Source organism: Paenibacillus sp. FSL R7-269 (assembly GCF_000517865.1).
Taxonomy (GTDB): domain Bacteria; phylum Bacillota; class Bacilli; order Paenibacillales; family Paenibacillaceae; genus Paenibacillus_AQ.
In genome coordinates this window covers 139,644-151,560 of the sequence record NZ_ASPS01000097.1, presented here as the reverse complement: position 1 = coordinate 151,560, position 11,917 = coordinate 139,644, and the positions used below count along the sequence as shown (strand labels likewise).

Here is an 11,917-nt window from a genome sequence, read left to right as displayed (position 1 = left end):
CCCCCTTCATGAGCCCCTTTTGCAGGCTCTTAATCACGATTTTACCATTACGTATAATCATGCTGCCGCTCTTGGAGGCCAGCTTGGCTCCGGATTTCAGCAAGCTCTTGATGCCTTTGGCCCCTGCACCTGCTGCGTTCTTGACCCCTCTGGCTGCAGCGCCGACGCCCTTCTTGGCAGCTTGTCCGGCTTTCTTGACTCCTGCTCCTATGGCCTTGAAGCCCAGCTCCATAGCGAGCTCAACGAGTCCCATGGCCAGTGCGGTTGCGAGCGCGATGGCCGCAGGCTCAATCATCTTCTGCCAGCCCTGGCTCAGGTAGGTGCCAATATAGCCGGAAGCCTGGACAAGGGTCTGTGCCACGGACTTAATCGCATCTGCCTGCAGGTATACGGTGATGATGTTAATAATCATCGGAAGTGCAGCCGTAATCGCTCCGCCTGTTACAATCTCTGCGACCACGATCCCAGCCAATATCCCGATGACTGCAGCCAGTAGCTTCAATCCATTACTCTTCATCCATTTTATTACAAATGATTTAATTTGGTCAAACAACATTTTCGCATTGCCTGCGCGTAGCTTCGCACCGTCTGCAATTTTGCCGCCAAGGCTCTGATTGGCTGCTCCGGTGTCGAATTCCGCCATTATGCTGTCCATTGTAGCCGGGTCGCGGCTGCCGGACATCTCTTTGGTTTCTCCGTCTTTCAGGTTCGCTTCCTGCACCAGTGCAGGGTCCATCTCGCCCTGCTCCACCGACTCCATCTCGATATCTTCTGCGGTCAGCTTCTCATCCGCTGCCGCACCAGCGCCAGCTCCCTCAGCCTGCTCAACAGCTCCGCCTTCTGCTGCTCCAGCGCCCATTGGCTTGGAGATATCTACCCCAAGCAGATACTCCCACATCTTTCCTTCCAGATGACTGAAGGAACGCTTCGCCGCCTGGCCGAGCGCTCCAATCCGGGACAACACATCCAGGAACGTGGCAATCAGCAGACTGCCTAGGGTGGAGATCAGCTTGGAATAGAAGTTCTGCACTGCTGCCAGCGCCTGATCCACCTTAGCAGCCAAGAAGTCCATCACCTGAGTGACCTTGGTCTTGAGCTTCTGGGCTAGCTGGTTGACCGCTTTAATAGCCTTATTGACAACTCCGTCAATTTTGCTGCATATTTTTGCGGCGATACCAGGGAACTTGGCAAATACAACAGACACCAGCTTTTTAAGCAGCACACCCAGTCCCTTGATCAGGGTTGTAATCAGCTTGCGGCCCAGTTCAATGATGCCCAGCACAGCCTGCTTCGCTTTGTCAAAAATAAACTTAACTGCTTTGCGGAGACCCTCAAAAATGAAGTTAACTGCTTTCTTAACGACTTCGACGACAGCCTCCAGCTTACCCTTCACCCAGCCGAGGAAGCCGCCCTTCTTCTCTTCCTTGGCCTTCTCCTGTTCATGCTTCCCGTCTGCTTCCTTCTTCGCTTTACTGTAGGCCTGCGTCGCTTCCCGCTCCGCTTCAGACTGCTTTTTCTGAGCTTCCCGCTCTTTGTCTGTACGGACGCTGTTGATCTCCTGCTTCTTCTGCTGGGCGGCTGACCCGGCCTGTTTGGTATAGTCCGTCTCGGCAGCATCCAGCTCCTTTTTCCACTCGCCCTGCAATTGGGTGACTTCTGCTTTGGCTCCAGTCTGCTGGCTGATCTGCTTGTTCTTCGCCTCGGTCTCGGCCTGCCGGATTTGCGCCTGGCTGTCGGCTTTGGAGCTCAGCACTTTACTGTCGAATTTCGCTTGTTCCTTCTTATATTCCGCCTGCTTGGTACCAAGCTGCTTCTTCATCTCTGGAGCCAGACTACGGTTCAGTCCGGCAGTCATATCTGCAGGCAGTGCCAGCGCAGGCAGTTTTTTGGCCCCGGGTGCCTGCCCGCCTTTCAGCCCTGCAGCAGCTTTCACCACGGTGCCATCCGGCTCGGGATAAATCTCATTCTCCCCGAACGGCTGCTTGATCTGGCCCATCTCCGCCTGCTTGGCTGCGATCACCTGCTGGGAGGCCTCCTGATGAAAACCCTCCAGCTGAGAGGGATCTGCCTCTCCGGTCATGCTGATTCCCGGCGGCTGGGCGGCTGCGGAGCGGATCTCGCTTAACATCGCCTCCGGATTGCCCCCGGAACCGGATGAACTAATGTTCATTTTATCCAGCTTGCCTGCAGAAACAGCCCCGCCGGTACGCTCGCCTTTGAAGCCTTCCTTCACAGTGTGCTTCAGCGCTGCCGGTTTCTTCCGGGCCTGCAAGGCCTTCCCTTTCAAGCCGGTCGGTACCGGAACAGCAGGCAGCCCTTGCTTGGTCTTCTGTGTCTGCTTCGTGAAGGCACCGGAGGATACACTCACAGCCTGGGCATAGGCATCCCCCAGCTCTGTGGGCTGAACCTGTGTCAGCTGATCCAGAATCTGCCCCGGATCTTCACCGCTGATCTTCACCGTCTTGCCCTTCGCCGGCTTCTCCTTCCCATCTCCCGCTAAGGCACCGAGTGCTGCTCCAAACGATGGCTCCTTGGCTGCTTTCTTCGGTGCATCTGCTCCTTTGGAGGCGGCGGACTTCTTGGCTGGCTCCAGCGCATCCTCTCCCTGAGCTGATGCGGACTCCTCCGCCTTCCCGGAATTCAACGGTTCCCCAGACGGCTCTTCTCTTGCTTCTTCCGCAAACGGAGCGTCTTCCTCTCGTTCTGCCGTTTTAGCTTGCCCCTCTACAGTGGCCTCTGCTCTCCCCTTCGTCCGGGCAGGCGCTGGCGTCTTTTTGACGGCTACGGGACCTGAAGAACTGCCGCCACTAGCAGGCTTAGTTTGTGTGACAGACGCAATAGCGTCTGCTGCCTGCCCCTCCGGCTCCTCCTTACGCTGCATCTTGGATTCAGCCGGAGTGCTGGCTTGCTCTGCTTCTGCTTGCACCGGTTCCGGTGAATCCGTATGCTCTTCCACTTGAGCTTCTGCGGCCAAGCTCTTACTTGCTCCAGCCGCCTGGGTTCCCTGATCTGCCTGCTCTTTCTTCTTCCCATCCTCCTTCAGACTCGATAACAACTGAACCACGGCCCGGTTGCCGAGTGTGCGCTGGAGCGCCAGCTTGTCTTCACGGCTTAAGGAAGCCGGATTCTGGCGGACACGCCGGATAATCTCTACCGGGTCCGGTTGTTTCGCGGCTGCCGGACGAATGAATACCTGCGGATTGCTGAATGGTTTATGGCCGCCGGATGCTTTATCTTTTTCCTTACTTATGGTTGCTTGGGTCTGCAATGGAGTCCCCCCTCTGTAAAAAATCGATCCTATAGATAAAGTAAAATCCATAGCGCTTTTTACAGCCGGAGTTATAAATAAATCCATTTATTCTAATTTTTACTTATAATCACATGTCAAAAAGGCCGCCCTTAGGCAGCCTGTAACCCTTCCTCCTGATTAACGATTATTCGGGTCTGCCGCTTGGCCCGAGGCTTTGCGCAGCTCATTCGCCAGACGGTGAAATTCTTTTCCAGACTCTGCATTACCTGCTGCCATATAAGCCGCTTGAAGAAAAGCAATGATCTTGCCCGCATCCTCTTTCTTCATCATATAGTCTTTCCCCTCTCCGTTTGCATTGCCTGGTACAGGAACCGCGGCAGACTGCGTGCTCCACCAGCCGGCTTCTCCGCTGGACTGGTTGAGGTCTACATTCACTCCGTGAACCGGTTGACCTAGTCCCTTGGGACCGTTGTCATATTGATACAGGTGGATACCCTCCGCTTTCCGGCCTTTACTCCAGGCATACGTCTGCCAAAAACCGGTGCAGGCCTTAGCGCCCATTGCAGCTTCAATAACCGTAACGCTCCCGTAGACACCCGACTGGTAATTCCGGGCGGCTTCTCCCGCTGCCGTAATATACTGGATCACCGTGTCCATCTGCTTCGCAGAAGCGTCGAAATCAACGGCAAAGTAGATCCGGCTCCCGGCAGGTTGTCCAACCGCAAGGGCTGTCTGTGCGGCAATCGCCCCGTCTGTCAGACCGGCTGCACGGCCTCCCAGCGCACGGCTGGCGGTCGTTTCATACACAGAGACAATTTGCAGCCCAGCAGCGCTGATAGCAACCGCCTCCGCCTGGGTTAACCTTTTCCAGCCGGAGGGCACGAGGTAACGGCATACGAATTCGTAGCCATCCTCCTTGAATTTCTTTGCCAGTGTGCGTGTTAGCGGTGCTGCGCAATCAAAGCCTTTGGCCATTCCCCCATCTCCTTCTTCCTGTCTGCTACCCGATTAATATTTTCATCAAAAGTCCCGCTGCGGCAATACACATCCCCACGCTGCTAATGATCGTGCCCACCAGCCAGCGCTGATTCTCCCCTTGCCTGAGCTTCAATCTGGACAGCTCATCCCGCATCTCATCCATCCGCAAATGCGCTGATTTGCTGCTCTGCATAGCCTCAAGCGCAATATCCCTTGCACTGTTCATGATGTCGAGCTTGGTTTCCACCCGGGTCAACCGTTGAAGGATTTCATTCATGTCGTCTGGCATATCGTACCCCCGCTAATGGAGCTGGTTGATCTCCCGTTAATGAATAGCTCCAAGCTGCAACCTCTGATCTGGAAGCAGCCTGGAAGCCGTGCAATGCTGTACTTAGCCGCTTACGGTTCCATTCCTGCAATCAGATTGCCATAGGAGTAGGCCGTAATTTTGCTGGTATCTGTGAAGCCCGTGGCCAGTCCATTGAAGGAATAATCATTAGTCTGATAGTAATTAGAGAAATCCGATTTCCAGAATCTGCACTGAATTTCTACACTTTCTCCAGGCTTAAGACTTCCCGCACCGCTGGTGAAGCCGATTTCCAGGTAATAATCACTGCCGGTTTTGCCTGTTGTCTTCTGGAAGCTTCCTGTGACATACGATTGAATCACCCTGGTATTTGAGCCTGATACTCTGGCATAATCCGTATAGAAGCTCTGGTATCTCTCTCCATCGATGGTGTAGTAATATCTAAGCTTGATGCTGGAGAGCTGCAGGGTCGACTTGCTGGTATTCTCAAAGGATATTCTCGGGAAAATCGTATTCGTCACGCTGCTTCGGCTCGCATTAAACGATTGAACCTTGAACGTCTGAGTGACAGTTACATTCTGCACCGCCGTCGATACATTGCCATTCACATCCGTAGCCGTCCAGGTGACCACTGTTTTCCCTAACGGGAAGCCGTCAGCCGGAGCATCATTCTTCAGCACAACTCCGAAGATGTCGCTCGCTGTAGCTTGGCCCAGGTTCACAAGCGTTTTGGTTCCGGTTGCCGGAACAGCAACATCTGCTGGAGCTTTTAACACTGGCTTGGTGGTGTCGACCACCGTGATCTTCTGCACGCCTGTGCTAACATTGCCGTTCGCATCCGTAGCGGTCCAAGTGACCTCAGTAATTCCTAGCGCATAGCTCTCAGGGGCATTACTTATTACTGTTACCTTGAAAATGTCAGTCCCCGTTGCCACGCCGATCTCCACCGGAGTTTTCAGCGCCGTTGCCTCTACCGTCTTGTCCGCCGGAAGCTTCAACACAGGCTTCGTGGTATCCACCACCGTAATCTTCTGCACGCCTGTGCTAACATTGCCGTTCGCATCCGTAGCGGTCCAAGTGACCTCAGTAATTCCTAGCGCATAGCTCTCAGGGGCATTACTTATTACTGTTACCTTGAAAATGTCAGTCCCCGTTGCCACGCCGATCTCCACCGGAGTTTTCAGCGCCGTTGCCTCCACCGTCTTGTCAGCAGGAAGTTTCAACACAGGCTTCGTGGTATCCACCAACGTGATCTTCTGCACGCCCGTGCTGACATTGCCGTTCGCATCCGTAGCAGTCCAGACCACTTCGGTCACTCCCAATCCATAGCTCTCAGGGGCATTACTTGTTACTGTTACCTTGAAAATGTCAGTTCCTGTTGCCACGCCGATCTCCACTGGAGTTTTCAGCGCCGTTGCCTCCACCGTCTTGTCAGCCGGAAGCTTCAACACAGGCTTCGTGGTATCCACCACCGTGATCTTCTGCACGCCCGTGCTGACATTGCCGTTCGCATCCGTAGCGGTCCAGACCACTTCGGTCACTCCCAATCCATAGCTCTCAGGGGCATTACTGGTTACCGTTACCTTGAAAATGTCAGTTCCCGTTGCCACGCCGATTTCCACCGGAGTTTTCAGCGCCGTTGCCTCTACCGTCTTGTCCGCCGGAAGCTTCAACACAGGCTTCGTCGTATCCACCACCGTGATCTTCTGCACACCCGTGCTAACATTGCCGTTCGCATCCGTAGCGGTCCAAGTGACCTCAGTGGTTCCTAGCGCATAACTCTCAGGGGCATTACTGGTTACCGTTACCTTGAAAATGTCAGTCCCCGTTGCCACGCCGGTCTCCACCGGAGTTTTCAGCGCCGTTGCTTCCACCGTCTTGTCCGCCGGAAGCTTCAATACCGGCTTCGTGGTATCTACCACCGTAATCTTCTGTACACCCGTGCTAACATTGCCGTTCGCATCCGTAGCGGTCCAGACCACTTCGGTCACTCCCAATCCATAGCTCTCAGGGGCATTACTTGTTACCGTTACTTTGAAAATATCTGTAGCTGTTGCCACGCCGATCTCCACCGGCGTCTTGAGGGCTGATGCTTCTAGAGTAATGTCAGCGGGAAGCTTAAGAGCAGGCTTGACCGTATCGACAATGGTCACCTTCACGATGCCCACTGCGGAGTTTCCGCTGCTATCTATAGCAGTCCATTTTACAATCGTAGTACCGATAGGGAAACTCGCGGTTAAGCTCTCCTCTGAGGTGATTGCGCCATGCTCTCCCGGAGCATCTGTGGTCAGCGTGACCGGGAAGAAATCCAGCACCGCTGGCACCTCAAGTTCTACCGGCGTTTCCAGAGCCGTTGCTTCCTTGGTCAGCTGCAGTGGTCCTTCGAACTTCAGCAAGGGCTGTGTCGTATCCACTACGGTAATCCGCTGAACCCCGGTTACCTCGTTACCATTGATATCTTTGGCCTTCCAGGTAACTGTCGTTGTTCCCAGCGGATAAGCAGCTGGAGCATCCGATGTCACCGTCACCTTGAAAATATCCGTAGCCTTTGCCACGCCGATCTCCACCGGAGTCTTCACTGCCGTTGCTTCTACGGACAGATCTTCCGGTACAGCAAGCACAGGCTTCGTCGTGTCCACGACCTTAATCTTCTGTACCTTCGTAGTCACATTCCCATTCGCATCCGTTGCCGTCCACACTACTTCTGTTACGCCCAGCGGATACGCTTCGGGGGCATTATTCTTCACCGTCACCTTGAAAATATCCGTGGCAGACGCTTGACCGATCTCCACTGGAGTCTCTACCGCCGTTGCTTCTACGGACCGATCCTCGGGCACAGTAAGTGCCGGCTTTGTCGTGTCCACGACCTTAATCTTCTGCACCTTCGTAGTCACATTGCCGTTCGCATCCGTTGCCGTCCACACTACTTCTGTTACGCCCAGCGGATACGCTTCAGGGGCATTATTCTTCACCGTCACCTTGAAAATATCTGTCGCCGTGGCCTCGCCGATCTCCACCGGAGTCTCTACCGCCGCCGCTTCTACAGTAATATCTTCCGGTACAGCAAGCACAGGCTTCGTCGTGTCCATGACCTTAATCTTCTGCACCTTCGTAGTCACATTGCCGTTCGCATCCGTTGCCGTCCAGATCACTTCTGTTACGCCCAGCGGATACGCTTCCGGAGCATTATTCTTCACCGTCACCTTGAAAATATCTGTAGCAGACGCTTGACCGATCTCCACCGGAGTCTCAACAGCCGCTGCTTCCACTGTCAGATCCTCCGGCACAGTAAGTGTCGGATTCGTCGTGTCCACAACCTTAATCTTCTGCACCTTCGTGGTCACATTGCCGTTCGCATCGGTTGCCGTCCAGATCACTTCTGTTACCCCAAGCGGATAAGCTTCCGGGGCATTGTTCTTCACCGTCACCTTGAAAATATCCGTAGCCGTGGCCTCTCCGATCTCCACCGGAGTCTCTACCGCCGCCGCTTCTACATTAATATCTTCCGGTACTGTAAGCACTGGCTTCGTGGTATCCAAGATAGTAACCTTTTGCTTACGCATGGATACGTTGCCGTTCACATCCTTCGCTGTCCAGGTGACTTCAGTCACGCCAAGCGGATAGGAAGCCGGGGCATTGCTGCTCACTGCGGCAATCCCGAAGATATCGGTGACCGCAGGCACCGGCAGCTTAATCTGCATCGTCTGTCCGGTAGCTTCTGCAATGTAGTCCGGAATATCAGTGATTACCGGGGCCGTCGTATCTTTTACCGTAATCGTCTGCGTGCCGGTGCTGAAGTTGCCGTTCGCATCTGTCGCCTTCCAGGTGACAATGGTCTTACCCAGCGGGTAGCTGGCCGGAGCATTGCTGACCACCGTGACCGGGAACAGATCCGTTGCCGTAGCCTTGCCGATTTGAACCGGAGTGTTCACTGCGGTAGCTTCCACACTGATATCCTGCGGAACCGTCAGAATCGGCAAGGTGGTATCCACTACAGTCACCTTTTGCTTGCCGCTAGTTACCAGACCGTTGGCATCCTTCGCCGTCCAGATCACCTCGGTAACGCCCACGGCATAATTCTCGGGAGCATTGCTCGTTATAGTAACCGGAAAAATATCCGTAGCCGTGGCCTCTCCAGTCACAACCGGAGTTCTGATTCCTGTAGCCTCTGCCTTGACGTCTGCCGGGACAGACAGCTTAGGCGCAGTCGTATCTACAACCGTCACCTTCTGCTTCGCAATTGCCACATTTCCGCTTGGATCACTGGCCATCCAGGTAACCAGCGTGGTGCCGACCGGGAAATCAGCCGGAGCATCGTTAATAATCTCAGTCTCGAACAGATCGAAGACCACCGGCTCGCCCAGAGCGACCTTGGATCTGACCGCTGTGGCCTCTACCGTTAGATCCTCCGGTGCTGTAATGACCGGTTTGGTCGTATCTACGATCTTGACCTCTTGCGTTCCCTTAGTTGCATTGCCATGCTCGTCCGTTATCGTCCATGTCACTTTGGTGGTTCCAAGCGGGAATTCCGCCGGAGCATCATTCTTGATTGTCACGGCAAAAATTTCTGTAACCACCGGCTGGCCGATGTCTACCTTCGTTTTTGCTCCCGTAGCTTCTGCCGTTATCCCTCCTGGCAGTGTGACCAGCGGCTTCGTCGTGTCTACGATCTTAACGGTCTGCGTGGTCTTGGTGGTATTGCCATTCTCATCTGTAGCCGTCCAGGTAACGACTGTTGTCCCGAAGATGAAGCGTTCCGGGGCGTTATTGGTTACAGTAACACTGAAAATATCCTTGGCAGACGCTTCCCCCAGCTCCACTGGAGTCTTAATGCCGGTTGCCTCGGCGGTGATGTCTCCAGGCACAGTTAACTGTGGAGGCGTTGTATCTGTAACTGTAATCTTCTGCACTTTCTCGGTGACGTTGCCATGTTCATCTGTGGCGGTCCAGGTAACCATGGTTACACCCACCGGATAATCCGCCGGGGCATCCTTGGTTAGCAGCACATCGAACAGATCGCTGGCTTCGGCTTGCCCAATATTCACCTTCGTCCGTCTAGCCGTAGCTTCTACGGTAATATCCTTCGGAATTGTCAGTACAGGCTTGGTGGTATCGGTAATGCGGATCAGCTGATCTGCTGTAGAGATATTTCCATTCTCATCCTTAGCCGTCCAGCTTACCTTGGTTACGCCCACCGGGTAATCCTCAGGCGCGTTATTCGTAACATTCACCTTAAAAATATCTGTGGCGGCGGCCTTCCCCGGATCTGCCACAGTTCTTCGGCCTACAGCTTCTTTTGTAATGTCCGCTGGAACCGTCAGTAACGGCTTAGTTCTGTCTACTACGGTGACCTTCTGTGTTGCTGTAGTCACATTGCTGTTGGCATCGGTCGCCGTCCAAGTAACGGTAGTCGGACCAATGGGGAATTCCTTCGGCGCGTCACTCACCACAATAACCGGGAAAATATCCGTAGCCGACGCTCCGGTGACCACAAGCGGCGTCTTAACCGCTGTAGCTTCCACAACCATATCTCCCTGCACGGTTAGTACCGGCTTTGTAGTGTCTTTTACAGTAATTCTCTGAACCTGTGAGGAAGTCAGTCCTACCGGGTCCACCGCCGTCCATTTTACGGTAGTTGTCCCGATTGGATAGTCTGCAGGTGCATCATTCGTCAGGAGAATATCCGCAATCGAGATATCCCGAACGGAGGCTTTTCCAATATCGGCAGGGGTACGTACCGCCTTCGCCTCCATTATAATATTCGCCGGAACGGTAATGACCGGGACCGTCTTGTCAATCTTCACTTCGGTCTTCTGTATAGCGGTCAGGTTGCCTGCATGATCAACGGCCCAGAACTCCAGAGGGATAATTCCCTCCACCGAGACGTCAAAAGCAGCCGTGCTGCCCGCCGCAATCTGTACTTCGCCATCCGCTCCGAGTCTATAGTGGATCTCCTTCACTCCGGAATGGACATCTGATGCGGTAATAGAGACCGTAACATCCGTGCTGTTCCAGCCCTTCTCATTCGCTTCAGGACTGAGAATACTGGCGATCAGCGGACCACTCTTGTCAATTTGCACCACTACCGTGCGGGGAGCTTCTGCATTCCCGGTTCTGTCCACTGCCCAGTAGCTGACGGTAGTCGCTCCTTCCTGTTCCAGCTCCAGCGCCGCGCTGGAGCCGGAAGTTCTCACTGCTGCATTCTCACCCAGCTTGTAATACACAGCATCCACACCGGAATATGGATCATCAGCGGTAAAATGCAGTGCTACCTTCCCCCGGCTCCAGCTGCCGGATTCAGCGCCTGTTACTGCTACTTCTGTAACCGGAGCGCTTTTATCAATATGGATGGGACCGAAGGTTGCGATGGAATAATGGTTCTTATCCTCATCACTGGTAGCCGCACTGTCAACAGCCTTGCCCGTTGCTGTCTGGCCTGCTCCTTCAGCGGTGAATTTCTGATCCGGGGTCAGTGATTTGATCGCTGACAACGTATCCTCTGCCGTATAATGTACAATCACGGATTGACTGGTCCAGGTCCCGGCAATGTAAGGAGTACCGTTATCCGTAACCGCTGTGGCCTTAATGGAAGGTGGCGTCGTATCGATCAGGTTAGAGCCTACGGCACCGACCTCTACCTTGAAGGTAACCGGCTGAAGACCGGGAACGGCAGCTTTTACCTCCATGGTCTTAATGACCCCGGTTCCCTTCGAATAGACCTGATAGCCTTCGCCTATATAACCTGTATAGTTGTTAGCCGCAGATGCATATCCGTTTGCATCCGACACCACTGTAATTCCAGTACTGTTAAGCCCGCGCATGACCGCAGTAATTGTACTGTCCTCCGAGACGGTGAAGGTAACGGGAATACCCGGCAGCGGATTACCCGCCAGATCCTTGACCGCCACTACCTGCGGAAGCATGAAGCCGCGCCCCCCTGGAACTACACCCGAGGCTTGCGACAACCGGATCTGCTGCAGCAGCGGCGATACCGGGCTCATCGACCCCTCGACATTACTGAGCGCCATCAGACTCATCTGATAGGCTCCATGATTTAGGATGACTCCCAAGGTAGGGTCTATCTCATACACCGATTGATAGACGGAGCTATAGACCGAATCCTTAACCGTTACCCCCCGATGAAGCTGCGGCTGCGGTATAGGCGGCTCTGCCTCATACACTGCTGCAGAGGCAGTGTCCGCTTCAGGCCCTGGAAGAATGTTATGGACTATTTTCCCCGACCCGAATACAGCGCCCGGCGCCAGCATCAGAATTAGAAGCGAGAGACACAGCCATCTGCTGATTATGCCCAACCGTCCTTGCTGCATAAGCTTGCATTTCCTTTTTGAATGTTTCATCATACATCCCCTAACTTTTTAGTA

4 protein-coding genes are annotated in these 11,917 nt (G+C 54.0%); all 4 read right to left on the bottom strand.

The genetic code is table 11. The features are described from left to right. Window positions 1-3,268 (bottom strand): hypothetical protein (locus tag C162_RS29930; RefSeq protein WP_051494040.1); only part of this gene is annotated, 3,268 nt, incomplete at its 3' end. A 159-nt stretch (window positions 3,269-3,427) separates the two neighbouring features. After that, window positions 3,428-4,225, bottom strand: a complete 798-nt coding sequence (locus C162_RS29925) for a DUF1906 domain-containing protein (RefSeq protein WP_036700964.1) — start codon at window positions 4,223-4,225, stop codon at window positions 3,428-3,430. Window positions 4,226-4,250: 25 nt separating this feature from the next. After that, the gene (locus tag C162_RS29920; RefSeq protein ID WP_036700963.1) at window positions 4,251-4,517 is read right to left on the bottom strand and encodes a hypothetical protein; all 267 of its coding nucleotides are present in this window, start codon (window positions 4,515-4,517) and stop codon (window positions 4,251-4,253) included. Between the two features lie 110 nt (window positions 4,518-4,627). Continuing rightward, window positions 4,628-11,863 (bottom strand): HYR domain-containing protein, encoded by a 7,236-nt coding sequence (locus C162_RS29915; RefSeq protein ID WP_235218572.1) that lies wholly within the window; start codon window positions 11,861-11,863, stop codon window positions 4,628-4,630. Window positions 11,864-11,917 lie beyond the last annotated feature (54 nt).

Coding starts and splice junctions, on each gene's coding strand:
- C162_RS29925 (WP_036700964.1), bottom strand. CDS start 4,225: ATGGCCAAAGGCTTTGATTGCGCAGCACCGCTAACACGCACACTGGCA.
- C162_RS29920 (WP_036700963.1), bottom strand. CDS start 4,517: ATGCCAGACGACATGAATGAAATCCTTCAACGGTTGACCCGGGTGGAA.
- C162_RS29915 (WP_235218572.1), bottom strand. CDS start 11,863: ATGCAGCAAGGACGGTTGGGCATAATCAGCAGATGGCTGTGTCTCTCG.